Annotated in this window: 26 protein-coding genes; 14 read left to right on the top strand and 12 right to left on the bottom strand. The window is 65.8% G+C overall.

Features of this window, described 5'->3' with window-relative positions:
• Nucleotides 1-23: 23 nt before the first annotated feature.
• The 3 genes from NL241_RS28630 to NL241_RS28620 all read right to left on the bottom strand — a co-directional run bounded on the left by NL241_RS28630 (nt 24) and on the right by NL241_RS28620 (nt 3395).
• Entirely contained in the window at nt 24-1088 is a 1065-nt protein-coding gene (locus tag NL241_RS28630; protein WP_494395711.1) for a phosphotransferase family protein, read from the bottom strand.
• Nucleotides 1085-1663, bottom strand: a complete 579-nt coding sequence (locus tag NL241_RS28625) for a TetR/AcrR family transcriptional regulator (protein ID WP_494395710.1) — start codon at nt 1661-1663, stop codon at nt 1085-1087. Before NL241_RS28625 ends, NL241_RS28630 begins: the two co-directional genes overlap by 4 nt.
• Nucleotides 1664-1727: 64 nt before the next feature.
• Nucleotides 1728-3395: a class I adenylate-forming enzyme family protein gene (locus tag NL241_RS28620; protein ID WP_494395709.1), complete on the bottom strand. Its 1668-nt coding sequence runs from the start codon at nt 3393-3395 to the stop codon at nt 1728-1730.
• 246 nt (nt 3396-3641) lie between these two features.
• Between NL241_RS28620 and NL241_RS28615 the strand changes: the two genes are divergently transcribed.
• From NL241_RS28615 to NL241_RS28605, 3 genes are all read left to right on the top strand, one after another.
• Nucleotides 3642-4943, top strand: a complete 1302-nt coding sequence (locus NL241_RS28615) for an MFS transporter (RefSeq protein WP_494395708.1) — start codon at nt 3642-3644, stop codon at nt 4941-4943.
• A 100-nt stretch (nt 4944-5043) separates the two neighbouring features.
• Nucleotides 5044-5886 carry an SDR family NAD(P)-dependent oxidoreductase gene (locus NL241_RS28610; RefSeq protein ID WP_494395707.1) on the top strand — a complete coding sequence of 281 codons (843 nt, stop codon included), beginning with the start codon at nt 5044-5046 and terminating at the stop codon, nt 5884-5886.
• Entirely contained in the window at nt 5883-6803 is a 921-nt protein-coding gene (locus tag NL241_RS28605; protein WP_487696690.1) for a TIGR03619 family F420-dependent LLM class oxidoreductase, read from the top strand. Before NL241_RS28610 ends, NL241_RS28605 begins: the two co-directional genes overlap by 4 nt.
• Here NL241_RS28605 and NL241_RS28600 read toward each other — a convergent pair.
• From NL241_RS28600 to NL241_RS28590, 3 genes are all read right to left on the bottom strand, one after another.
• Nucleotides 6784-8073 (bottom strand): uracil-xanthine permease family protein, encoded by a 1290-nt coding sequence (locus NL241_RS28600; RefSeq protein WP_487696691.1) that lies wholly within the window; start codon nt 8071-8073, stop codon nt 6784-6786. The genes NL241_RS28605 and NL241_RS28600 overlap by 20 nt on opposite strands.
• A gap of 111 nt (nt 8074-8184) precedes the next feature.
• The gene (locus NL241_RS28595) at nt 8185-8961 is read right to left on the bottom strand and encodes an SDR family NAD(P)-dependent oxidoreductase (RefSeq protein WP_487696692.1); all 777 of its coding nucleotides are present in this window, start codon (nt 8959-8961) and stop codon (nt 8185-8187) included.
• 9 nt (nt 8962-8970) lie between these two features.
• Nucleotides 8971-9813 (bottom strand): sugar phosphate isomerase/epimerase family protein, encoded by an 843-nt coding sequence (locus NL241_RS28590; protein WP_494395706.1) that lies wholly within the window; start codon nt 9811-9813, stop codon nt 8971-8973.
• 207 nt (nt 9814-10020) lie between these two features.
• Here NL241_RS28590 and NL241_RS28585 point away from each other — a divergent pair, with 207 nt between their 5' ends.
• From NL241_RS28585 to NL241_RS28570, 4 genes are read left to right on the top strand one after another with little or no spacing between them, the layout of a single operon-like run.
• On the top strand, nt 10021-11364 hold the full coding sequence (locus tag NL241_RS28585) for an MFS transporter (protein WP_494395705.1): 1344 nt from the start codon (nt 10021-10023) through the stop codon (nt 11362-11364).
• Nucleotides 11361-12200 carry a transketolase gene (locus NL241_RS28580; protein WP_494395704.1) on the top strand — a complete coding sequence of 280 codons (840 nt, stop codon included), beginning with the start codon at nt 11361-11363 and terminating at the stop codon, nt 12198-12200. Before NL241_RS28585 ends, NL241_RS28580 begins: the two co-directional genes overlap by 4 nt.
• 3 nt (nt 12201-12203) lie before the next feature.
• Nucleotides 12204-13187, top strand: a complete 984-nt coding sequence (locus tag NL241_RS28575; protein ID WP_494395703.1) for a transketolase family protein — start codon at nt 12204-12206, stop codon at nt 13185-13187.
• Between the two features lie 51 nt (nt 13188-13238).
• Nucleotides 13239-13898: a GntR family transcriptional regulator gene (locus tag NL241_RS28570; protein WP_487696697.1), complete on the top strand. Its 660-nt coding sequence runs from the start codon at nt 13239-13241 to the stop codon at nt 13896-13898.
• Between the two features lie 31 nt (nt 13899-13929).
• On the opposite strand, the gene NL241_RS28565 is transcribed toward NL241_RS28570, so the two are convergent.
• Nucleotides 13930-15090 (bottom strand): APC family permease, encoded by a 1161-nt coding sequence (locus NL241_RS28565; protein WP_494398409.1) that lies wholly within the window; start codon nt 15088-15090, stop codon nt 13930-13932.
• Between the two features lie 89 nt (nt 15091-15179).
• Nucleotides 15180-16019: an alpha/beta fold hydrolase gene (locus NL241_RS28560; protein ID WP_494395702.1), complete on the bottom strand. Its 840-nt coding sequence runs from the start codon at nt 16017-16019 to the stop codon at nt 15180-15182.
• Between the two features lie 64 nt (nt 16020-16083).
• Between NL241_RS28560 and NL241_RS28555 the strand changes: the two genes are divergently transcribed.
• Entirely contained in the window at nt 16084-16701 is a 618-nt protein-coding gene (locus NL241_RS28555) for a TetR/AcrR family transcriptional regulator (RefSeq protein ID WP_487696699.1), read from the top strand.
• Here the strand turns inward: NL241_RS28555 and NL241_RS28550 are convergent.
• The 3 genes from NL241_RS28550 to NL241_RS28540 are packed head-to-tail and all read right to left on the bottom strand — an operon-like array spanning nt 16676 to nt 18101.
• Entirely contained in the window at nt 16676-17008 is a 333-nt protein-coding gene (locus NL241_RS28550; RefSeq protein ID WP_487696700.1) for a hypothetical protein, read from the bottom strand. The two genes, NL241_RS28555 and NL241_RS28550, sit on opposite strands and share 26 nt — an antisense overlap.
• Nucleotides 17008-17880, bottom strand: a complete 873-nt coding sequence (locus tag NL241_RS28545) for an oxygenase MpaB family protein (RefSeq protein ID WP_487696701.1) — start codon at nt 17878-17880, stop codon at nt 17008-17010. The genes NL241_RS28550 and NL241_RS28545 overlap by 1 nt, the downstream gene beginning before the upstream one ends.
• Nucleotides 17877-18101 (bottom strand): hypothetical protein, encoded by a 225-nt coding sequence (locus tag NL241_RS28540; RefSeq protein WP_487696702.1) that lies wholly within the window; start codon nt 18099-18101, stop codon nt 17877-17879. Before NL241_RS28540 ends, NL241_RS28545 begins: the two co-directional genes overlap by 4 nt.
• A gap of 126 nt (nt 18102-18227) precedes the next feature.
• On the opposite strand from NL241_RS28540, the gene NL241_RS28535 reads away from it, so the two are divergent.
• Complete coding sequence (locus NL241_RS28535) at nt 18228-19436, top strand: TetR/AcrR family transcriptional regulator (protein WP_494395701.1); 1209 nt, start codon at nt 18228-18230, stop codon at nt 19434-19436.
• Between the two features lie 30 nt (nt 19437-19466).
• Here NL241_RS28535 and NL241_RS28530 read toward each other — a convergent pair whose 3' ends face one another.
• Nucleotides 19467-20150: a GntR family transcriptional regulator gene (locus tag NL241_RS28530; RefSeq protein ID WP_494395700.1), complete on the bottom strand. Its 684-nt coding sequence runs from the start codon at nt 20148-20150 to the stop codon at nt 19467-19469.
• Nucleotides 20151-20362: 212 nt separating this feature from the next.
• On the opposite strand from NL241_RS28530, the gene NL241_RS28525 reads away from it, so the two are divergent.
• The 5 genes from NL241_RS28525 to NL241_RS28505 are packed head-to-tail and all read left to right on the top strand — an operon-like array spanning nt 20363 to nt 24888.
• Nucleotides 20363-21178, top strand: a complete 816-nt coding sequence (locus NL241_RS28525; RefSeq protein ID WP_487696705.1) for a transporter substrate-binding domain-containing protein — start codon at nt 20363-20365, stop codon at nt 21176-21178.
• A 15-nt stretch (nt 21179-21193) separates the two neighbouring features.
• Nucleotides 21194-21856, top strand: coding sequence for an amino acid ABC transporter permease (locus NL241_RS28520; protein ID WP_487696706.1), 663 nt, complete (start codon nt 21194-21196; stop codon nt 21854-21856).
• Nucleotides 21856-22566 carry an amino acid ABC transporter permease gene (locus NL241_RS28515; protein ID WP_494395699.1) on the top strand — a complete coding sequence of 237 codons (711 nt, stop codon included), beginning with the start codon at nt 21856-21858 and terminating at the stop codon, nt 22564-22566. Before NL241_RS28520 ends, NL241_RS28515 begins: the two co-directional genes overlap by 1 nt.
• A complete protein-coding gene (locus tag NL241_RS28510) occupies nt 22563-23291 on the top strand; it encodes an amino acid ABC transporter ATP-binding protein (RefSeq protein ID WP_487696708.1) in 729 nt (242 codons plus the stop codon). The genes NL241_RS28515 and NL241_RS28510 overlap by 4 nt, the downstream gene beginning before the upstream one ends.
• A gap of 1 nt (nt 23292) precedes the next feature.
• On the top strand, nt 23293-24888 hold the full coding sequence (locus tag NL241_RS28505) for an N-acyl-D-amino-acid deacylase family protein (protein WP_494395698.1): 1596 nt from the start codon (nt 23293-23295) through the stop codon (nt 24886-24888).
• Nucleotides 24889-24918 lie beyond the last annotated feature (30 nt).

The raw sequence follows: 24918 nt of genomic DNA, 5'->3' as shown, positions 1-24918 counted from the left end.
GTGGGGTCGAGGGTGCAGGCGGGTCAACCGGCGAGGCCGGGAATTCCTGAGCTCGAGGCGCGTTCCAGGGCGCGGTTCAGCAGCGGGCCCACCATGGCCCCCACACCCTCGAAATCCTCACCTTCGGTGTGCCCCTGCAGGTGCCGGGCATGAATACCCTCGAGGATCACCGCCACCTTGAAATCCGCGAACACCAGATACCAGTCGATGTCGGCCACGTCGATGTTGCGAGCGGTCAGGTAGGTGTGGACCAGCTGGTCGCGGGTGGGGAACCCGGGCAGGGCGGTGGCGCCTGCGGTGATCGGGTTGTGGAACTCGCCGTCCTGGTCCCAGAACGAGCACAGTATCCCGAGGTCGGTGAGAGTGTCACCGAGAGTCGACATCTCCCAGTCCAGCAGACCCAGAATCCGTGTCGGGTCGTCCGGGTCCACCATCAGGTTGTCGATCTTGAAGTCGCCGTGGACAATTCCAGGCAAGCGGGTGGTCGGCAGGGCGGCTTCCAACCGGGTGTGCAGCTCGTCGACTTCGCCGCGGGGCGCGGTGGCCGACGCTTCCCACTGTCTGAGCCAGCGCCGGAGTTGGCGTTCGAGGTATCCGTCGGGCCGTCCCCAGTCGCCGAGGCCGACGGCGGATGGCTCGATGTCATGCAGGGCGGCCAATGTCCGGATCGCGTTGTCGGAGAGTGCGGCACGCTGTGCAGGGGTGAGCAGCCGGGTGTCGTCGGCGGTGCGCAACGTGATGCCGTCGAGTTTGTCCATCACGTAGAACGGCGCGCCCATCAGCGCGGGGTCCAGGCACAGGCCCACGGTTCTCGGGACGGGGACCGCACTGCCGAACAGTGCTGTCATGGCCCGGTATTCACGTCCCATGTCATGGGCGGTGGGCAGGACGTGCCCCACGGGTGGGCGGCGCAGGATCCAGTACCGCTGCCCGTCGGTGAGCTCGTAGGTGGGGTTGGAGCGGCCACCGGCGATCAGCCGGGTTCGGAGTTCGCCGCCCACGGGTTCCCGGCCGGCAAGCCAGTCCCGAACCCGTGCGGATACGCCGGGGTCCAGCGACTGTCCGCTCTGCGCGGTGGTCTGGTTCACGGTTGTGCCCCAACGGTTCCCAACGCCAGCGCGGCGTAACGTTCGGCCATCTCCTCGGGTGAGAGGCTGCCGTCCGGGCGGTACCAGCTGGCGATCGAGTACCCCATGTTGATGATCGCCCGGGCCGCTTCCCGCGGGTAGGGAGTGGTGAAGCTGCCCTCGGCGACACCGCGGTCGATGATCTCTCGGAACATCTGCTCCTGCTGGTCGCGCAGTGCGACGACGATCCGGTGCCCGACGTCGTCGAGGCTGCGGATCTCGGAGGCACCGATCAGTGCCTCGGCGCGGCGCTGCGTGTGGAACAGCGCCCACGCCCGCATCAGCGCGTCGAGTTGTTCGGTGGGCGTGTTGCCCGCGCGGATGAGTGCCGCATTCGTCCGGGCGATCACCTCTTTCATCACCGCCTCCATGATGTGTTGGAGGATGTGCTGTTTCGAGGGGAAGTGGTGATAGATCGAGGCCGGTGTCATCCCGGCGTCGCGGGCGATGTCACGGATGGACGTGCCGTGGTAGCCGCGCGCCTGGAAGTTGTCCACTGCCGCGGCGATGATGGTCTGGCTTCCGTTCCCGCTCACCGGCCTCACAGTACGGACCGGACGCGCCGGGGGAGTGCGCCTCTGGCTGATCTCGGTGACCACATCAGGCATGTCGAAGCTCTCGTTTCAGCAGTTTGCCGGCGGCGTTCTTGGGTAGCTCGTCGAGGATGACGATCGACCGCGGGTACTTGTAGGCCGCCATCCGGTCCCGGCAGAAGTCGATCAGTTCCTCGGGCGTCGCGCTGGCGCCGCGGACCAGCGACACGAAGGCTCGGACCGTCTCGCCCCGGTAGTCATCCGGCACACCCACCACCGACGCTTCCAGGACGGCCGGGTGTTCGTAGAGGACGTCCTCGACATCACGAGGGAAGACCTTGTATCCACCGGCGTTGATCAGGTCCTTGAGCCGGTCGACGACGAACAGCCATCCGTCGTCGGTCATCCTGCCGATGTCGCCGGTGTGCAGCCAGCCGTCCCGGACAGCGTGTGCTGACTCCTTCGGTAGCTGCCAGTATCCGGGAATCACCATCGGGCCGGACACCACGATTTCCCCGGTTTCGCCGGGCGGTAGGTCGTGGCCGTCGTCGAGATCGACGATCCGCACCCGTGCGCCCGGGACGGGCACACCCACGGCGGTGGCACCGGATTCGGGATCGGTGGGCGGGTCCACGTCGACGGGACCCAGATGGGTGGGCGAGGTGGTCTCGGTCATGCCGTAGGCGCCCCGCAACGTCCAACCCGCCGCCGCGTGCACGCGGTCGATCAGGGCCTGGCTCACGGGTGCGCCGCCGGAAGGTGTCTTGGTCAACGACGACACGTCGAACCGGGACAGTGCAGGATGATTGGTCAGCGCGATGAATGCTGTGCTGGCCCCGATCATGAAGGTGCCACGCCACCTCTCGATCGCCGAGAGTGTTTCCTCGGCGTCGAACCGGTGCATCAACACCACCGGGGCGCCGCTGACGATGTGCACCCCCAGACCGGCGATGAGCCCGGTGATGTGGAAGACCGGAGCCAGTCCGACGATCACATCGCGGTCGGGTTGGAGGTCCCACCAGCGGCAATACACCGTCGAACTGTGCATCATGGCGCTCTGCAGATTCATCGCGCCCTTCTGCCGTCCGGTGGTGCCCGAGGTGTACACCAGCGCGCCGACATCGCCGGCGCGCGGCCGCGGCGCCGGCGGTGCCACCGCAGCCGAGGAGGTCATCACCTCGTGCCAGTCCAGGGTGCCGGAAAAGGATTGGCGGGCAGGCACAGTCGCTGCGACGGCCGCGGGCATTCCGGCGGCAGGCGTCATGTCGAGCGGATGGGTGGTGACGACGGTGTGCAGGGCGGTGTCGGCAGCGATATCGCGCACCTGGGGGTAGAGGCTGTCCAGGCAGACCAGGGCCGTGGCTCCGGAGTCGGCGAGGATGTGCAGGAGTTCCTTGGCGCGCAGCATGGGGTTGACGGCCACCGGGACCGCGCCCGATTTCCATGCCGCCAGCAGCGCCACCAACCATTGCGGGTCGTTCTGCAGGTAGACGGCCAGCCGGTCACCAGGCTGCACACCGTTGGCGCGCAGGGCGCAGGCCAACCGGTCAGCGGCGGCGGTCACCTCGGCGAAGGTGAGTGTCGCGTCGAAGTAGTGCACGGCGGCAGCGTCGGGTCGCACCCGCAGGTGCGTGTCCCAGGCGTCCAGCAGGGTGGCGTGATCGGCGGCCAATTCGGGGGACACCCCGGCGGGATACAGCGGCGTCCAGGGTGCCGCCACTCGGTCCAGCTGCACAGCTTCCTCCTCGCCGGGTTGCCTGTGTCACAACGTACCGCTGTCGAGACTCAGCTCTCAGCCGATGCTCTCAACCGAACGATCGTTTGTCAATGAGCCTGGTTATTACACTTTTCCGCAGTTCAAGACCATGTTGGTCCGATTATGCAAGTCGAGTGTTGACAAAACGTTCGATCGGCTTACAGGATGGCGGCTGACCAGAGCATGACTTGGATCACAGGGATTCCGGAAAGTACGGAGCGCCACATGGTTACACCAGAGACAGACGTGCATCCTCCACTCGCGGTGCAGCAGCACCGTCAGCGAGCCCGCCGAGCGGCGCTGGCAGGCGGCGTCGGCACGCTCATCGAGTACTACGACTTCAGTCTCTACGGCTTCATGGCGGTGGTCATCGCGCCGATGTTCTTCCCGAGCGACGACCCGGTGACCTCGCTTCTGTCGGCGCTGGCGGTGTTCGGCACCGCCTATCTGATCCGCCCACTGGGCGGCATCGTGTTCGGCCACATCGGTGACCGGTTCGGCCGCAAGAAAGCCTTGATGGCGACCCTGATCTGCATGGGCATCGGAAGCACCGCCATGGGCCTGTTGCCGACACCGGCGCAGGTCGGCATCTGGGCCACCGTCCTTCTCGTGATCGTGCGTCTGCTCCAGGGTTTCTCGGCCGGCGGTGAGGTGGGCGGGTCCGCCACGTTCATCTCGGAATCGGCTCCGGCACAACGCAAAGCGACCTACGGCGCGTTCACCCCGCTCGGCTCGACGGGTGGTTTCGCGATGGCGGCCGGCGTCGCCGGAGCCGTGACCGCCCTGACCACCGACGCGCAGATGGAATCGTGGGGCTGGCGGATCCCGTTCCTGCTCGCGTTCCCGTTGACCCTGTTCTGCCTGTGGGCCAGGACCCGGGTCACCGAAACCCACGACATCTCGGAGTCCAAGGCCAAAGAACACCTGCCGGTGGGGTTGCTCTTCCGTAAACAACCCCGAGCCTTGTTGCAGGCCACCGCATTCAGCGCCGCGGTCAACGGCACCGCCTATATCGGCCTCACCTACATGGCGATCCACCTGGGCAAGCAGTTGGGCTACGAGGCGTCCTCGGTGCTGTGGGTCACCACGCTCGCACTCGGGCTCTCGGCGCTGGCCATGCCCCTCGGTGGGATGCTCGGTGACCGGATCGGCCTGACCCGGCTCCTCGCACTGGGGTTCGTCGGATTCATCGTGCTGACCTACCCGTTGATGGGCGTCATGCACGTCAGCTTGTTCGTCGCCGCGCTCGCCTACATCGTGCTGATGATGAATTCGGTTGCCGCACAGGTGGGCGCCTACACATTGCTGCCTCAGCTGTTCGACCAGAAGTCCCGCTACACCGGTGTTGCGATGGGTTGGAACCTCGGGGTGATCCTGGCAGGTGGAACCGCGCCGTATGCCGCGGTGTGGCTGGTGGAGCGCACCGGCAACATCCTGGCGCCCGCCTTCTTCGTCATCGCGCTTGCGCTCGTCGGCCTCGTCACCGTGCTGACCGTCCGTCCGAGGCACCTGCAGACGACGGCCTGAGACCTCCGGGGTACCCCACCTCTGCAGAACCGCCGTGTGGCCCGCGCATAAGTGCTAGGACGGCATGAGGGCGCGTTCATCGCAGAACGAAGGTGCCGACATGCGCATCATCGTGACCGGGGGTAGCAGCGGGGTCGGAAAGGCGATCGCCGCGGCCCTCGCCGCTGCCGGACACGACGTGCTGATCGCCAGCCGGACCGTGGCCAAGGCGCAGCGGGCGGCCGCTGAGATTGGTGGACACGTCGAGGTGCGCCACCTCGACCTGGCCGACCTCGAGAGTGTCCGCCGGTTCGCCGCCTCGGTCTCCGATGTCGATGTGCTGGTCAACAACGCCGGCGTCTTCGCCCTGCCACTGACGCGCACCGTGGACGGGTTCGAGGCCCATATGGGCACCAATCACCTGGGGCATTTCGCGCTGACGGTCTTGCTCGCCGACCGCATCACCGACCGGGTGATCGTCGTGGGTAGTGCGTTGCACCGCTTCGCGCGCCTGCACCTCGATGACCTGAACTGGCAGTCCCGCCCTTATTCGAGATGGGCGGCCTACGCGCAGTCCAAGCTCGCCGAAATGCTGTTCGCCCACGAGCTCGCCCGCCGCGGTGTCCGCACCTACATCACGGATCCGGGTGCCGCCCACACCGACATCACCCGAGACAGCGGTGGGCTGACGCAGTGGTCCGGGGAGTACTTCGCGGACAAGAGGGCGCCGTGGCTGCAGACCGCTGAACAAGGCGCGCGGGCGTCTGTGGAGGCCGTGTTCACCGATCTACCCAGCGGAACCTATCTGGCGCCCCGCTTCAACCAGTGGGGCCGGCCCCGGGTCACCGCGCTGCGCGCCAAGGTGCGCCACCCCGAGGCCGCGCGGCGCCTGTGGGAGGCGTCGTCGGCGCTCACCGCCTGTCATTGGGACGGTCTGCTCACCAACACGGAGGAGGAGTTGTGAAATTCGGGTTCAATCTGCCTCACCTGATGGAGCTTTCGGCGATGACCCAGCAGTGGGAACTCGCGGTGACGGGCGCGGATCAGACGCGCATGGCCAAACGCGCCGAGGAGCTGGGATACGACATGGTCGCCATTCCCGAGCACTTCCTGATGCCTCGTACGCACATCGAGTTGTCCGGATCGCACTGGCTGCACTCGATCACGGCGCAGGCGTACCTGGCGGGAGCCACGGAGCGGATCCGGCTGGCTTCCTGCGTGACACTGCTACCGCTGCAGCATCCCGTGATCACCGCCAAAGCGCTGGCGACGGCAGACTGGCTCAGCAGCGGCCGGATCATCGCCACCTTCGGGGTGGGTTGGCTGCGTGACGAATTCGACCTCCTCGGGGTGCCCTTCGAGAAGCGCGGCCGGATGTGTGACGAATACCTGGCTGCCATCATCGAACTGTGGACCAGCGAAGCGCCGAGCTTCGACGGTGAGTTCGTGTCTTTCCACGATGTGGCTTTCGACCCCAAACCCGTGCAGAAACCCCACGTCCCGATCTGGATCGGCGGCGACGCCGACGCCGCGCTGCGCCGGGCGGCCCGGTTCGCCACCGGGTGGATCCCGTTCCTGACCGCGCCGGAGGACATCGCCGCACGGGTCGACTTCATCAAGTCCGACCCCCACTACGACGGTCGCGACTTCGAGGTGGTCTACGGTGTCGGCACGTCGCTGATCGGTGAAGGACATGTGGCGCAGGATGATCCGGCGACCCGCGCCGACATGAGCGCCGAGGCGATCATCGACGAGCTCGGCCGGCTGCACGCGGCCGGCGTCACCATGAGTGCGGTCCTCATTCCGCGGGTCCGCGACGTCGACGAGTACCTCGACTATGCCCAGTGGGTCATCGACGACATCAAACCAAAGGTTCCGTAGGCGGCGCGGGGGTGTGCCGCGGCTGGCCCCGCAGGGCGCCGAGGCCCCGCATCCCGTGGTAGACCAGCAGCGCGGCGATCGAGCCCAGGGCGATGCCGGTGAAGGTGAGATCGCCGATCTGCCAGGTGAAGTCGGCGATCCCGATGATCAAGGCGATGGCCGCGGTCATCTGGTTGATGGGCAGCGAGAAGTCGACGTGGTTGGTCAGCCAGATCCGGATGCCGAGCACACCCACCAGTCCGTACAACACGATCGTCGCGCCGCCGAGCACCCCCGGCGGGATCGCCGAGATGGTGGCGCCCACCTTGGGGCACAACGCCAACAGGATCGCGGCCACACCGGCCACCCAGTACGCCGCCGTCGAGTACACCCGGGTCGCGGCCATCACGCCGATGTTCTCGGCGTAGGTGGTGGTGGCCGATCCGCCACCGGCACCGGCCAATACGGTCGCGATACCGTCGGCGGCCAGCGCGCGGCCGGTGAGCGGGTCGACATCGGTTCCGGTCATCTGGCCGACGGACTTCACATGGCCGATGTTCTCGGCCACCAGCGCGATCACCGCGGGCAGGAACATCGGCAGCACCGCGAGGGAGAACGTCGGCGCCTGGAATTCCGGCAGGCCGATCCAGGCGGCCGACGCGATTCCGGAGGTGTCGACGTCACCCATCGCCAAGGCCAGCAGGTAGCCGATCACCACGGCCAGGAAGATCGCCAGGCGCCCGATCAATCCGCGGAAGAAGGCGAGCGCGGCAACCAGCAGGACCAACGTGACGAACCCGACCAGCGGGCCTTCGACGAAATTGTTCTTGGCGGCCGGCGCCAGGTTGAAACCGATCAGCGCGACGATGGCGCCGGTGACGATCGGCGGCAGGGTGACGTCGATCCAGTGTGTGCCGGCCAGGTGCACCACCGCGCCGATGATGATCAGCAGTACTCCGACGGCGATCAGCCCGCCGAGCGCGCTGCCGGTGCCGGCGGCCGCGGTGGCTGCCGTCACCGGTGCGATCACCGAGAAACTCGAACCCAGATAGCTCGGCAACCGGTTGCCGGTGATGATCAGGAACAGCAGCGTCCCGATCCCGGAGAACAGCAGCGTCGTCGCCGGTGGGAAACCGGTCAGCACCGGCACCAGGAACGTCGCACCGAACATCGCCACCACATGCTGGGCGCCGATGCCGATGGTCCTCGGCCAGCTCAACCGCTCATCGGGAGCGACGACGAAACTCGGGTCGGTGGTACTGGCGACCGGCTTCCAGGTCAGCGGAATCATCCGTAGATGAGACACCACCGGGCGCCGCGCTGCACACCGAACCCCCGCCATCGAGATTCACCACAGGGTGGGAATCCCGGCGAAATCCCGCCCTGGAGTGAATCTCGATGGTCAGTGCATGTGGCTGCCGCCGTTGATGTCCATCGTGGTGCCGGTCAGGTAGCTGGCATCCTCGCTGGACAGGAAGGTGATGCAGGCGGCGATCTCCTCGGTGGTGGCCGTGCGGCCCACCGGGATCGCCGCGGCCAGCGCGGCCTCCTGCTCGTCGGTGGAGCCGACGCGGATGTTGGTGTCCACCGCGCCGGGGGTGACGGCGTTGACGGTGACGCCGGTGTCGGCGACCTCGCGGGCCAGCGCCTTGGTGAACCCGAGGATGGCGGCCTTGGCCGAGGAGTAGGGCACCTTGCCGAAGACGCCGCCGCCGCGCTGCGCGGATACCGAGCTCATGTTCACGATGCGGCCCCAGCCCTGCTCGATCATGGCCGGCAGGAACGCCTTGGTCACCAGGTAGGTGCCGGTGGCGTTGACGGCCATGACCTTGTTCCACAGCTCGAGGGTGGTCTCCAGGAACGGAACCGGGGAGGTGATGCCCGCGATGTTGGCCAGTGCGCCGACCGGCGGCAGGTTGCCCGAGGCCACCTCGGCGGCGACGGCGGCTGCGGCCGCAGCCACCGACTCCTCGGAGGTGACGTCCACCGCGTGGCCGAAGGCCGGAACGGTGAACTGGTTGCCGATCTCGGCGGCGACCTTGGCGGACTTCTCGCCGTCCAGGTCGAGGATCACCACGGCCCAGCCTTCACGGGCATACCGCTGCGCCACGGTGACGCCGATGCCCTTCTCGGAGGTGGCGCCGGTGATGACTGCGGTGCGCTGGATGGTGTTGGACATGTTTCTCCTTCAGATCAGTTCGGTGATGAAGCGGCCGGCCCGGGCGGCGGCCGCGGGACGTTCGTCGTGGGTGATGTCGCGGGTTTCGAGCTCCAGAGAGAAGTGGCCGGCGTACCCGGCGTGTGCCAGCGCCTTGAGCCCGAACCCGAAGTCCACTTGGCCGTTGCCGACCGAGAGGTTGATGTTGCCTGCCACCGCGTCGCGGATGTGCACGTGCGTGATGCGGGGGCCGAAGCGCCGGACGAACTCGCCGGGGTCACCACCGGATGCCACGATGTGGCTGAAGTCCATGACGATGCCGACCTCTTCGGGTAATCGGTCGGAAAGTTGTTGTGCGCGTTCGATATCGCAGCAGAGACGGTGGTAGTGCAGCGATTCCGTCCACAGTTCGACGCCTCTGTCGGTGGCGGTGCGCGCCGCGGCGGTGAGCTCGGCGGCGACGAGGTCGAGGTCGGCGGCCAGCGAGTCGACCGGATCGTGGTCCAGCGCACCGCAGGGCAGGACGAGGGCACGGGAGCCGGTGGTGGCGGCGAGTTCGACGAGCATGTCGAGATGGCGTTGACGGTCGGTGCGGGCCTGCTCGGTCAGCGGCCTGTTCAGGTCGCCGATGTCCCCGTTGATGGAACGGACTCGAAGCCCGGAGGCGGCGACGGTCGCTGCGACCTCGGCCACCGCGGCCTCGTCGAGCACATAGGGCACGTGGTCGCAGACACCGGGCAGGGCGCCCAGATCGATCTCGGTGAAGCCCAGGCCGGCGATGGTGGCCAGAGCCGTTGCGAGATCCTGGTGCCGGAAGCTGATCGTCGAGCAGCCGAGACGGCTGTGAAACTCGTGGGCTGCGGCTGTGGGCATCGGAAGACCTCGAAAACGTAGTGCGGGGGTTGTGATGGCAGCCACATTACGTCGTTCGACTGTTAACAGTCAACTGATACCAGTCACTTGATGTCGACTGTTGACAATGACGTGTGCCCGGGGTCACACTGGTGGCACAGCGCACTGTTGACCGTCAACAGTGACCGTGATTGCCCAGGTAGAGCAGGATTTGAGAGGATGACTCCCATGAGCGATGACGCTCTGAAAATGCGGGGCCCGGTGCGAGGCACACCGGAAGCCAAGCGGGTCGCTGTCGGTTCCGGCGTCGGCGCCGTCATCGAGACCTACGACTTCATCGGCTTCGGCACCGCCGCCGCACTGTACTTCGGTACGGCCTTCTTCCCGGGCGCGAGCCCGGTTGCCGGAACGCTGGCCGCCTTCGCGACACTGGGCGTCGGGTTCCTTGCCCGGCCCCTCGGAGGTGTCATCGGCGGGCACCTGGGCGACAAGGTCGGTCGCAAGCCGGTGCTGGTCGCGTCGCTGATCCTGATGGGCCTGGCCACCTTCGCGATCGGTCTGCTGCCCACTTACGAGAGTGTCGGCATCCTTGCGCCGATCCTGCTCGTCACCGTCCGCGTCATCCAGGGCCTGGCCTTCGGCGCGGAGTGGGGTGGCGCCATCCTGATGAGCTACGAACACGCGCCGTGGAAAGAGAAGGGCCGCTACACCGGCATCGTGCAGGCCGGTTTCCCGGTCGGCCTGTTGTTGGCCAACCTGGTCTTCCTGTTCAGCGTGCACCTCGGTGGTGACTGGGCCTGGCGCGTGCCGTTCCTGGCCAGCATCATCCTGGTGATCGTCGGGCTGATCATCCGGGCCAAGGTGCCCGAGTCGCCGGTGTTCGAAGAGGTCAAGGAGTCCGGCACCATCGTGCGGGCCCCCATTGTCGAGGTGTTCAAGACAGACTGGCGAAACATCCTGCGCGGCATCGGCCTTCGTATCGCCGAGACCGCCGGCTACGCCGTGTCGATCACCTACATGATCTCCTACCTCAAGAGCACCGGTGTGGCCACGGCCACCCAGACCCTGACCGCGCTGTGCATCGCGTCCGCCCTGGGTATCTTCGCCACACTCGGCTGGGCGGCCCTGACCGACCGGATGGGACGACGCCCTGTCTACATCGGGGTCTGCGCGTTCGGCATCCCGTTCGGTGTGGTGATGTTCCTGTTGGTCAACACCGGGCTGATGTTCTTGATCATCGCCACGTTCGTCATCGCCTACGGTGTCTGCCAGAACGCGCTGGCCGGCGCTCAGGGCGCCTGGTTCCCCGAACTGTTCAACGCCAACACCCGCACCTCGGGAGCGTCGCTGGCCTACCAGATCTCGGCCATGGTCTCCGGTTTCACCCCGTTCATCACCACTCTGCTCTACGAAGGCTTCGGCTGGGTCGGCCCGGCGCTGCTGTTCAGCGCTTACGCCGCGATCGGTTTGGTGGCCGCGCTGCTGACCCGCGAGACCTGGGGTCCGCGTGAGCGTCAGCTGGCCGCCGAGGCCGAGGCCCGTACGCACTCAGCGCAGTCGGCGATCGCATGACCGCAGTGATCACCACCTCCCAGAAAGTCCGGGAGGCGGCCTACCGCATCCGTCACTACGCACTCAACATGGGCGAGGTCCAGGGTCAGGGCTACGTGGGTCAGGCGCTCGGCGCCGCCGACATGCTGGCCGCGGTCTATGCACACGAATTGAATTACCGCGCAGACGATCCGCACTGGGCGGGCCGGGACCGGTTCCTGTTGTCCACCGGGCACTACGCCATCGGTCTCTACGCTGCCCTGGCCGAAGCCGGCATCATCAGCGTCTCGGAGTTGGAGACCTACGGGTCCGACGATTCGCGGCTGCCGATGTCCGGGATGGCCAGCTACACCCCGGGCATGGAGATCTCCGGTGGCTCGCTGGGGCACGGTCTGACCGTGGCCGTCGGCATGGCACTGGGCCTGCGTTACCAGGGTTCGGCTGCCCGCGTCATCAACTTCCTGTCCGACGGTGAGCTCGACGAAGGCTCGACGTGGGAGGCCGCCATGGGTGCGTCGCACCACAAGCTCTCGAATCTCGTTGCGATGGTGGACATCAACGCGTTGCAGGCCGACGGACCCACCGTCGGCGTACTGCGCACCGAACCGGTCACCGACAAGTGGGCCGCCTGCGGCTGGCACGTCGAACGCGTCGACGGCAACGACGTGGACGCGCTCTTGGCTGCGTTCGACGCGATCCGGGACGCTGACAAGCCCGCAGTCATCCTGTGCGACTCCAAGATCGGCCGCGGAGTGCCGCTGCTCGAGAACCGCGAGAAGGCGCACTTCATGCGCATCGAGGAACACGAGTGGGCGATCTGCCGCGAACAGCTGACAGCCGGATATGAAGGAGTCTGAACCATGAGTTCCCCCACCAAGCTCCGCACGTCGGCCATGATCGCGTCATTCGCCGATCCGGGGCAGAAGACCACTCCCGCGCCGTTCGGGCACGCGATGGTCCAGGCCGCCGAGGCCGACCCCCGGATCGTCGGCCTGACCGCTGATCTGGGCAAGTACACCGATATGCACATCTTCGCAAAAGCGTTCCCGGAGCGCTTCTTCCAGATGGGCATGGCCGAGCAGCTGCTGTTCGGCGCCGCGGCGGGAATGGCCGAAACCGGCCTGGTGCCGTTCGCCTCCACCTACTCGGTGTTCGCGGCGCGGCGCGCCTACGATTTCATCTGCCTCGACATCGCCGAGCCGGGCCTCAACGTCAACATCATCGGCGGACTGCCCGGTCTCACCACGGGGTACGGGCCGTCGCATCAGGCCACCGAGGACATCGCCATCTTCCGCGGTGTTCCGGGGCTGACGATCGTCGACCCGTGCGATTCGGTGGACATCGAGCAGGCGGTGCCGCAGCTGGCGGCCAGCCCGGGCCCTACCTACCTGCGGCTGTTGCGTGGGCAGGTCCCGACGGTGCTCGACGAGTACGACTACACCTTCGAGCTCGGCAAGGCCAAGGTGCTGCGCGGCGGCAACGATGTCGTGCTGATCTCCAGCGGTCTGATGACGATGCGAGCGTTGCAGGCCGCCGCGGAACTGGCCGCGCACAACGTCGACGTGGCCGTCGTGCACACCCCGACCATCAAGCCGTTCGACGCCGAAACCGTGCTGCAACAGGTGAATACGGACCGCCTGGTGGTGACGTGCGAAAACCACACCGTGGTGGGCGGGTTGTTCGAGACCGTCGCCTCCGAGGTGGTGCGCCGCGGTCTGGGCAAGCAGGTGGTCCCGGTCGCGTTGCCTGACGAGTTCCTCGCGACTGGCGCTCTGCCCACGCTGCACGAACGGTACGGCCTGTCGACGGCGCGAGTCGTCGCCACCGTGCTCGACCGCCTGTAGTCTGTTGACAAACAAGTGTTGACAGCTATACATACGAACCGGGAGCGGCCGATGTCCGTGGATACGACGTCGCTGCTGCGGCTGGAGAAAACGAGTCTGCGCCAACAGGCGCTGACTGCACTGCGCAGAGCCATCACCACCGGCCAACTGCCGCCGGGCACCCACCTGGTGGAAACCGATCTGTCGGAGAAGTTGCAGATCAGCCGCGGCACCCTGCGTGAGGCGATGCGTCAGCTCCAGCAGGAGGGACTGATCTCGGCGGGTGCGCGGGGCCGGCTGTCGGTGCGGCACCTGGACGCCAAGGAGATCCGCGACATCTTCAACGTCCGCGCCGCGCTCGAATCGCTGGCCGCACGGGAACTCTCCGAGTCCCCTGAGCGTGGTGAGTTCGTCAAGCTATTGCGTGCCGCGGTGGAGGACATGGACCGCTGGGCCGCCTCGAATCTGGAAGACCGGATCGAGGCGGACCTGCGCTTCCACCGCACCATGTGCCAGCTCACCGGCAACGAGACGCTGTTGCACCAGTGGACGTCACTGGAAGGCAGCATCCGGATGTCGATCATGTTCGCCGGCGTGGACCGGGCCATCAAGAACATGGACGCCAAGCGGCACATGGACATCGTCGACGCCATCGAGGCCGGCGATGCCGACTTGGCCGCATCCACCGTCGCCAGCCACATGGCGGGCGCCGCGGGCGTGCTGGTCGCCTGAGTCCGAGGGATTTCGGCGCGCTGGTAACCGCTCAGCGGTTACCAGCGCGCCGAAATCGCAGGTAGTAGAGCAGGGCGCCGACGGCCAGGACCGGCGCGCCGGTGACGACCGAGGCCCAGGGCAGGGTGACCGCCAGCACCAGGCAGCCCACCAGCCCCACAACGGGGATGAACCGGCGCCCGAGGGTGAAGGCCGAACAGTTGGCGATGGCGTAGTACACCAACACCCCGAATGACGAAAAGCCGATGGCGCCACGCAGATCGGCCGTCGCTGCCAACACCGCCACCACGGCGCCGACGGCGATCTCGGCATGGCGGGGCACACCTGAGGAGTGCACCGTCGCCAGCAGTGCCGGCAGGTGGCGGTCGCGAGCCATCGCCAGCGTGGTGCGGGAAACGCCGAGGATCAGCGCCAGGAGCGCGCCCGATGCCGCCAGCGCCGCACCCACCCGCACCACCGGCGCCAGCCAGTCCAGGCCCGCGGCGCTCACCGCCTCGGCGATGGGCGCGGTTGTCGAGGCCAGGCCGTCGCTGCCCAGCGCCGACAGCACCGCCACCGCCACCGCGACGTACACCGCCAAGGTGATACCCAGCGCCAGCGGGATCGCCCGCGGAATGGTGCGTGCCGGATCGCGCACCTCTTCACCCAGCGTGGCGATCCGCGCATAGCCGGCGAACGCGAAGAACAGCAGGCCCGCCGCTTGCAGCACACCGAAAAGTGTTGTGCTGTCGCCGGTGTCGAAGACCGGGTGACGGGTTGATCCGGACAGCGCGATACCCGCCACCACGGCTGCCAGCACCGCCAGTACCACGGCCACGATCACCCGGGTCAGCAGCGCCGAACGCTGAACCCCGAAACAGTTCAGCACGGTCAGCCCCACCACGGCCGCCACGGCGACCAGATGGGCCTGCGCGGGCCACACATAGAAGCCGACCGTCATGGCCATCGCCGCACACGACGCGGTCTTGCCCACCACGAACGACCATCCGGCCAGGTACCCCCAGAACGGGCCCAGCCGCTCGCGGCCGTACACGTAGGTGCCGCCGGATGCCGGATACAGCGCTGCCAACCGGGCCGACGAACTCGCATTGCAGTACGCCACCACCCCGGCCAGGGCCAGTCCTGCGAGCAGCCACGACCCGGCTGCGGCTGCGGCCGGAGCGAACGCGGCGAAAACTCCCGCGCCGATCATCGATCCGAGTCCGATGGTGACGGCGTCGGTCAGGCCGAGCCGACGAGACAGCGGTGCACTCACCGCCCACTCATAGCACGCTCAGGTGATCACCGAGTGGCGCCGACCGTGACGATCGCGTCGACCACCGCCGCCGGGTTGTCGATCGGGACGAAGGTTCGGGCGCCGGGCACCTCGAGGAAGCGCCCGTGGGGGAACAGCGCGGCCAACCGTCGTCCCAACGCGGGGGTGAAACAGCGGTCTGCGGTACCCCACACCAGCGTGACGGGTTTGGTGAAGCGGCCCAGTCGCGGTGCCACGCCGGTCAAGTCGGTGCCTGCGACGTTGCGCAGCATCGCGGCCAGATCGCCGGCGATGCGAGCGTCGTCGCGCGCGGGGGTCAACCACGAGGCTGTCAGCGCCGGATCCGCATCCGCGAGCAGTCCGAAGCCAAGAGGGGAGTGCCGTAATGACTTGAGCCGCAAAGCCGTGAACAGAAGCTTGATGGAGACAGGGCCGCGTAGAACGGCGAACACCGCGTTGAACGGGAACGGCGGGAACTTGTCGAATGCGTCGCAATTCGTGAGCACCAGCCGGCCGATCCGTTCGGGATGGGCGTCGATGAGGAACTGGCACAGTCCGCCGCCGGTGTCATTACCGACGAGGGTGACATCGCGCAGGTCCAGCGCGGCCAGGAAATCGTTGAGGGTCTCGGCCACGCCGGTGGGGGATTGCCGGGTGCGGTCGGTCACCGGCACGGTGTGTGAACCCAAGGGCAGATCCGGCAAGATACAGCGAAATCCCTGGTCAGCCAGCCGCTGGGCCACCGTGGACCACAGCCGGTGGTCCACCAGCATGCCGTGGACGAAGACCACCGGCGGATGAGGCGAATCCGCGGGCCCGGCCTCGGTGTACTCGATTGTGGTGTGGGGGAGCGTGAGGTACGGCATGTCGGATACCCTTTCGCAGTCCGCAACTTACGAACACTGAGTATGAAAGTTACGTACTAGCTGTATGAAAGTCAACCCTCCGGTGCGCCGCACGCAAGCCGAGCGCACCGCCGCCACCCGCACCGCGCTGCTCGAAGCCGCACGAAAGCTGTTCACGCGCAGCGGTTTCAATGACGTCTCCACACAGGCGATCGTCGAGGCCGCCGGTGTCACCCGCGGGGCGCTCTACCATCAGTTCGCCGACAAGGCCGAGCTGTTCACCGCGGTGTACGAGGAGGTGGAAGCCGAGCTGGTGGCGGCGGTGGCCGCCCGCATCGCCGAGGACGGTCCCCCGGACACCGTCGCGGCGATGCGCCTGGGAGCCCGGTTGTTCCTGGACCTGTGCTCAGCCCCGGATGTACAGCAGATCGTGTTGGTGGACGCGCCGACGGTGCTGGGGTGGGAGCAGTGGCGTGCGATGGGCGCCAGGTACGGGCTGGGCGTCATCGAAGCCATGCTGGCGCAGGCCGTGGCCGAAGGGGCCATTCCGGAGCAGCCGCTGCGGGCCAGTGCGCACGTACTGCTCGGCGCACTGGACGAGGCCGCGCTCTACGTGTCGCGCGCCGAGGATCCGCAGCAGGCCCGCGAGGAGATGTATCTGGTCTGCGACCGCGTGATCACGGGCTTGGCGGCGCCGAACTGACCGGCCGGGCCACTGTGGTGCCGCGCAACGCCAGCGCGATCAACACGCCAGAACCTCCCACCATCAGCGGAATCGACCAGGCACGCCGGACCGCCAGTGCGGTATCACAGTCTTCGGCCAGCGGCGCCGACGTTCGTTGCGCATGGGACAGATCGCTGACAAAACCTGAGCCGCAATCGATCTGGATCCCGTACTGATCGAAGTCCGACAGGTAGACCGGCCACCACATGCCCAGGAAGCCGATGAGGACAACCGCGGCCGCTGCGATCATCGCGAGCAGTCGCCGAGTGGTCAGCTCACCGTTCATCAGATCAGCCGCCTTCCGCGCCGGATGCGCCTGCGGATATCCCATAGCAGCACGTAACTGCCCCCTTGCCGGATGAACTGAGGGATGAACCTGTTGACGAACGCCACCATCAGGAACAGCCATTCGAAACGTCTCTGCTGCGCGGCACTCCACCGGACTCCCAGTGCATCGCGGAACACCGGAGCCAGGAATCCGGTGGTCAGAAAGCGAAGCAGCGGAACGGATCCCGGTCGAAGGGCCCAGCTGACCATCCGGAGTCCCAGGAGGTCCTGCAGGTAGCCGCGCACCGTGTCGTCCATCGCCACCCGGGCGCATGCGGTGTTCCAGTAGTCATCGAATTCGGCACGCGTGGCCGGCCATTGATCTTCGGTGACCTGCAACGTGGTGCCAAGGGTGAATCCGGAGCGGTAGAAGGTCTCCGCCTGTTCGGGTGTCAGTGCGCCCCGCAGCAACTGATAGGTGTCTTCCAGGCCGACGTAGAGGCAGGCGGCCACCCACATCTGCAGGTCACGGTCAAAAGCGTTGTAGCGCACCGGGCTCTGCGGTGTCGAGCGCACCTGCCGGTGAGCGCCGTCGACGGCCTCGCGGTAGGCGCGCCGGTCATCGTCGGTGCCCATGATCGCCACCGCCAGGTAGCTGAACGTGGTGCGTGCGCGCTTCCACGGGTGGTGCATCAGGCTGCCCGATATCACCTGGGACTCGGCGACGCCGTGGCCCACCTCCGGCCGGGACAATTGCATGACGACATTGGCGGCCCCGGCTGCGAACGACCAGAAATCCATCGCCTCGGCAACGGTGACCTCCCGGTCATCCCAGCGTGCGGTGCGCCGTGTGATTCGGATGCGGGTCTGATCGGTGGTCAGCACCGTCATGTCATGCACACATTCGAGAAGATGAGTACCGGCCAGGACACGATTGATCCCAGGAACGAGACGACGAGATCGGTGCCCTGCAATTGGGTCAGGTGCTCGGTGTGGGTGATGGACCAGATGGTCCCGATCACCAGGTACGGCGTACCCAGGATGATCCCCAGGCCGATGAGTTCGGCGATGGTGAACTGGTGGCTCAGCACCGACCGGAGCTTTTCCAGCATGCGCCCTCCTTTCCGGATGGCGCGGGTCCCCCGACCCGCTCCCGATGCGCTATGTTAACGGCGATTCTGCCCCTTGTGGTGCGGTTTCGCCCGAAAACTGCGGTGCCCGCCCATTATCGTGGGAACGTGCCCAGCAGACGGACCGGCATCGGCGAGGACATCCGCCGCCGACCCAAGGACCGCAAAGCGCAGATCGCGCGCGCGGCCGCCGAGGCGTTCAGCGCGCACGGCTATCACGCGGTGGGCATGGATGAAATCGCCGCGCAGGTCGGTATCACCGCCACGGCGTTGTACCGGCACTACAGCGGAAAATACGATCTGTTCCGCGAGGCGGCGCTGGCGCTCGGCCAGCAGCTCGTGGACGCCACCGCCTTTGCCGACGAGCTCACGGGCACCCCACCGGCGGACCAACTGGCCCAGATCTTCGCCGCCCTGGCGGATACGGCGATCGTCAACCGTGCCTCCGGCGGTCTGTACCGCTGGGAGTGGAGGTACCTGCGCGGCGACGACCGGACGGCCCTGATGGCGGGGTTGCAAGTGGTCAATCGCCGGATCCAGCGGCCACTGCTGCTCCTGCGGCCCGAACTGACGTCCAGCGAACGCTGGATGCTCTCGACGTCCGCGATGAGTGTGATCGGCAGCGTGGTCGACCACCGCGCCAGACTCGACGCCGACGAGATGCGGGCCCTGCTGGTGGGACTGGCCACTTCGGTGACGAGCACGATCCTGTTCGTGCCGGGGGATGCGCCGGCCCCGCCCGACGCGCTGTCGGTCACCGGAGCGGGTGGCCGTTTCGAGTTGCTGCTGCATCACTCGCTGAGCCTGTTCAACAAACAGGGTTACCGGGAGACCACCATGGGCGAGATCGCAGCCGCCGCGGGCATCCCGACATCGGGCATCTACCGGTACTTCTCGGGTAAACGCGACATCCTCACCGCGGTGTTCCGGCGCGCCGCCGACAGGGTGGCCCAGGATCTGTCGGCGGCGGTGTCGGCTCATGACACCGACCCCGGTGCAGCGCTGCACAGCTTGGTCGCCGCGTACGTGGCCAGTTCGTTCGCCAATCCCGAACTGGGTTATGTGTATTACACCGAGCGGCTGAACCTGCCTGATTCCGATCAGACCGTGCTGCGCGACGTGCAGCGGGCCACCGTCAACACCTGGGTCCAATTGCTCTGCGCCGCAAGGCCGGACATCTGCTCATCGCATGCCAGATTCGCCGTGCACGCCGCCATGGCGCTGGTGATCGACGTGGGCCGGCTGGTGTCCTACGACGACTCGGCGCGGGTTCAGGCCGGTGTGTGCCGGTTGATGACGCAGACGCTGGGCGTCTAGCGGTTGCGTGTGATCGTTTCGTGCACAGGGTTAGTCGGAGTGTTCGCAGGCAAGTAGGTTCCGCGCGCTGGCTACGATGTGGTCATCCAACGCCACTCGTCGCTGTTCTGGGTCGTCATCGCGGATCGAAGCAAGCAGTACGCGGTGTTCCTCGGGAATGGCGAAGGGGCTGCTGTGGCGCCTAGCCAGGCGATGGATCTGCATCCGAATTCGAGGCTGTACGTTCGCCCAGAGTTGCAGTGCGTGTTCGGAATGTGCACTTCGAACAATCGTCTCGTGGAAGGACACATCGAGCTCGTTGAGCTGATCGAGGTCATCGGCGGCGGCGGCGGTGTTCATCAACCCCACCAGACGCTCCAATTCGGCCAGCGTCTCCGGATTGTCGCTGACCTTGTCAATAGCGAAGGACTCGATCGCCAAGCGCACTGGCAGCAGCACACCGAGTAGTTCGTCCGCACTGACAGAGCCGACGAAGGCGCCGCGATTCGGAATGTGCTGGACGAGCCCTTCACTTTCGAGCTGCCTCAACGCCTCTCGGACCGGCCCGGGGCTGGTTCGGAGATGGGCCGCGAGGATGTCCTGCTTGAGTTGCGCCCCAGGTGCCAGAGCGCCTTTGACGATCTCCTCCCGGAGCCAGTCTGCGATCTGGTGACGTCGTGAAGGGGCGATCATGCCTGGTGCGGCCACAGACAAGCCCTCTGCGGCGTGGGTCATGTGACTGTCTCCCTCCGCGCCTGGCCGGCGCATTCTCAATCCTAGGCAACACGAACCGCCGAGTCGGATCGCGAAGCGATTTCGACTCAGGGGTTGCACAGATCATAGATTGTAAATAATCTGCAATCACGCCGGGGCGGCCGGCGCGCGGGTATCACCGCCATCTGGCGCGACGGATGAGTCGCAGCCACTCAATGAATCAGAGGAAAACCATGCGTAAAGGCATTCGCAATGCGATCGCCGCGCTAGCGGCGGTGGTGCTGGCATCAGGCTGTACGTCGGCCGGCCAAACTGGCGGGGCGGCAACAGGCCCGAGCACGCTCACGAAAATTCTCGAGTCCAAGAAGATCGTTGTCGGGGTTTTCGCGGATGCGCCGCCATACGGCGTGATGAACAGTTCGGGCCAGTACGAGGGTTTCGACATCGACAAGGCTCGTGCTCTGGCGGATTCGCTGGGTGCAGAGGTGGAGTTCGTCAGTACCACCAACGCCAGCCGTATACCCATGCTGGAGACTGCCAAGGTCGACGTGATCATCGCCGCGTTGACCAACCTCGACGAGCGCGCCCAGGTTGTTGCGATGACGCGGCCCTATGCCTCAGAAGGCCAGCTTGTCGTAGTACCCGCGGACAGCGATATCCGCACCTACGACGACCTAATCGGCCGCAACGTCGCGGCCACTCGTGGCAGTGTTCCAGCGACGATCCTCGAAACGCGATTCCCGCAAGCCAATGCCAGTCTCTTTGATGCCGTGGCTGATTCGATCCAAGCGCTGCGCAGCGGCAAGGTGGACGCATTGATGGAGAGCACGGCGGTTGTCGCCGACATCCGTGACAGCGAGGGTGACGCCGTGCGGGTGTTGGAGGCGCCCGCGCTGTCCCCGTCGCTCGTGTCGTTCGGCGTCAAGATGGGCGACCAGGTTTGGCTGAACTACCTGAACAACTTCATCTTGAACTACAACATCAGCGACGCTGCAAACGAGTCATACAACAGGTGGCTCGGCATGGACGTTCCCGACCTGATCAAGTAGCTCTGGTCGACCATCATGCAGATCTACTACGGCGATATTGTTCCGTACCTCGGCCCACTCCTGAAGGGGCTGCTGATCAGCCTCGTGGTCAGCCTTGCCGCCGCGGTCGCCGGCGGTGCCCTCGGAATCCTCCTCTACGCGGGCCGGACGTCCGGTATGCGAGCCTTGCGGGCAGCGGCAGGTACGTATATCGAGATCATCCGGAACACCCCGTTGTTGTTGCAGCTCTATCTTGTGTACTTCGCCCTACCCCAGGCCGGTGTCAATCTGGAACCGGTCGCGGCGGGCATCGTGGCACTGACGATCAACAACGCGGCGTACATGGCCGAGATCTATCGCGCGGGCTTCGAATCTGTGCCCAACGGCCTCCGCGAAGCCGGAGCGGCGTTGGGTTTGAACCCCCGGGACACGTTCTGGCGCGTGCTGTTTCCGCCGGCGATGCGAAATGTCCTGCCGGCCATCACGAATCAGACCATTCTGCTGTTCCTGGCGTCATCGGTCACCTCTGTCGTCGCCCTTCCCGATCTCATGCATGCCATGTTGGGGATCACGTCGACCACATTCCGGACGATCGAGACGTTCACGGTCGGGGGCCTGCTGTATTTCAGTGTCGCTTTCCTCGTCGCAACCGTCTCGCGGGTCATTGAAACCAAATTCATCAAATGGAAGGTGGCGTGATGTTCGAAGCGTTCGGCTGGGAACACATGTCGCTGATCTTGCACGGAGCACTTGTGACAGTGCAGATCTGTGTCTTGTCCGTGTTGTTCGGGACCGTGCTAGGCCTTGTGATCGGGCTGATGTCCACCGGAACCGTGCGCCCGCTGCGCTGGGTCAGCGGCGTCTATGTCGGCGTCATCCGCGGCATCCCGGTGTTGTTGATCATCTTCTTTGTTTACTTTGGAATACCGCTGCTGGCCCCGGGAACCAGCCTCCCGGAGTACTGGGCCGGAGTGATCGCGCTGTCGCTGTTCGCATCGGCCTACATCGGCGAACTCGTCCGAGGAAGTATCCAAGCGGTGCCGCGCGGCCAATTCGAGGCGGCTGAAGCGCTCGGAATGCCCTACGTCGAGCGGATGCGCTGGATAGTCCTGCCCCAGGCTGTGCGCCTGATCGTGCCGCCCGGTGTGGGTTTCCTGGTAGTCCTCATCAAAGACAGTTCGCTGGTTGCGGTGATCGGTCTGATCGAGTTGACCCGCGCGGGAAACATTGTGAGCTCTCAGACGGCTGACCCGATTCTCGCCTACGCCGTTGTCGGGGCCTTCTACTTCGTCATCTGCTTCGTTCTATCGGCATTGGCCAGGCGGTACGAGTTGCGTCTCGGCGCTCGCGTGCCCGCGCCCAAAGTCGGTGACGCGCTCACCGCACTCACCATAGGAGCCAAGAAATGATCCAGATCGAGAATCTCCGGCTGAGCTATGGAGAAACCGAGGTGTTGCACGGGGTTTCGTGTGAGGTCGCCGAACGCGAGGTGGTGTGCATCATCGGCGCCTCGGGGTCGGGCAAGAGCACACTCCTGCGGTGTATGAACGGTCTGGAACGTCCGTCGCACGGCAGTATCGTCATCAACGGCCATACTCTCGGTCCGCAGGAGAACACCGCTGATCTGGCGGTCGTCCGTCGCGATGTGGGCATGGTGTTCCAGCATTTCAACTTGTTCCCCCACATGACAGTGCTGAACAACGTTTCGCTGGCGCAGCAGCGAGTGCTCAAGCGCACCAAAGCGGTGTCTGACGAACGGGCCCGCAGTTTGCTGGGCCGGGTCGGTTTGACGGACAAAGCCGAGGTGTACCCGGATTCTCTGTCCGGCGGCCAGAAGCAGCGCGTGGCCATCGCCCGGGCACTCGCCATGGACCCGAAGATCATGCTGTTCGACGAGCCGACATCAGCGCTCGATCCCGAAATCGTAGGCGAAGTGTTGGCCGTCATGAAGGCACTTGCCGCCGACGGCATGACCATGGTGGTGGTAACCCACGAGATGGGTTTCGCCCGGGAAGTAGCCGACCGCGTGATCTACATGGACAAGGGTAGTGTCATCGAAATAGCGGACCCCGGAGTACTTTTCACTTCTCCTCAGAACCCGAGAACCATAGAGTTCCTCAGCAAGGTCTTGTGAGATGCCCGCACTCGATACGTTGATCGTCGGTGCCGACCTCATCGATGGCACAGGTGCCCCTGCCACACGCTGCGACATCGGAATCAATGGCGACCGCATCGCCTACCTTGGCCTGAACACCGAGGTCCAGGCTGCGCACACGGTGGATGCCAAGGGGATGATTGTCACTCCAGGGCTCATCGATCCGCACAGCCATAGTGATTGGTCGGTTCTGGGCAACCGGGAGGCTTACAGCACGGTTCACCAGGGCGTCACCACTGAGGTGGTGGGCAACTGCGGTGTCACCTACGCCCCACTGGGCGACGACGATGTCGAACCGGCGCAGAACGCTCTGCGGGCTCTGGGGTTTGAGGGGCCGGTCGACTGGCGCAGTTTCGGTGAGCTGCTGCACAGGGTGCACTCCGGCGGAACGGCCCAAAACCTCATGTGGTTTGTCGGGCACACCGCGATACGGGCGGCAGCCAGATCCAACGCGAACAGACACGGAAAAGACGAGGATCGGGAGAAGATCAGGCTTCTGGAGGAGGCCATGGACTCAGGAGCGATCGGGTTCACCAGTGGTCTCGAATACGGCGACGGACGGTTCGCTGACACAGCAGAACTCGTCGATCTTGCCAGTGTTGCGGGCCGACGAGGCGGCATGTACGCCAGCCACATTCGTAATCGTGACGCTGGTCTGAGCGCAGCTGTCGACGAATTCTTCGACGTGGTGAACCGCGCCGGAATTCGGGCTCAGCTCTCGCACCTGAACGTGCGGTACGACACCGGTGCGCGGACCGGTGCCTGGGAACAGGTGACGCAGCGGGTGGTCGATGAGAGGCGCCGCGGTACCGATGTGCTCGCCGACATGACCCCTTATCCGCACGGAATCGGCATGGCCGCGGGTCTGCTGCCTGGTTGGCTCTTGAAGCGCCCCGCCGCGGAAGCCGCTGAATTGCTCAATGACAGCGAAGTCCGTGCTCGAGTCCGACAGGACTGCGATCGCTACTGGCGATTCGTCCATCGTGGTCAGTGGGAGAGGGTGCGGCTGGGCGTGTCCGCCACCCACCCCGAGTGGGAAGGGCTTCCGTTCCCTCGTATCGCCGAGTTGCACGGCCGCGACGAATGGGACTGTCTGTTCGACATTCTCGCCGCCGCCGGGTCTGACCTTGGTGGCGTGCAGCTTCTCGGGTTGTTGTTCACCGAGGATCACCTCACGGAGGCCATCGCGCACGATCACTTCTTGCTCGGGGTCGACGCCTTCACGGCATGCCGTCAGGGTCCGCTGCACGCACGTACCCGAGATCCGCTCTTCTACTACGGGCACATGCATTACCTCGCCCACCATGTGCCTGCGGGAACACTGTCTTTGGAGAGTGCAATCTGCAAGATGACCGGCATGGTGGCAGACCACTTCGGGATTCGCGACCGCGGGTATCTGCGTCAGAACTACCGCGCCGACGTGGTGGTGTTCGATCCAAAGGTTCTGTCGCAGACGGATACCTGGGCGATGCCACATGAGTACGCCGACGCCGCTCGATACGTCTGGGTCAACGGGGTCGGGGTCATATCGGGTGCCCGGCACACCGGGCGTCTGCCCGGCCAAATGCTGCGCTGACAGTCACAAACAACAAGGAGGAACACCTAG

This window comes from Mycolicibacterium sp. SMGY-1XX (assembly GCF_059132455.1).
This window is presented reverse-complemented; position numbering and strand designations above follow the sequence as displayed.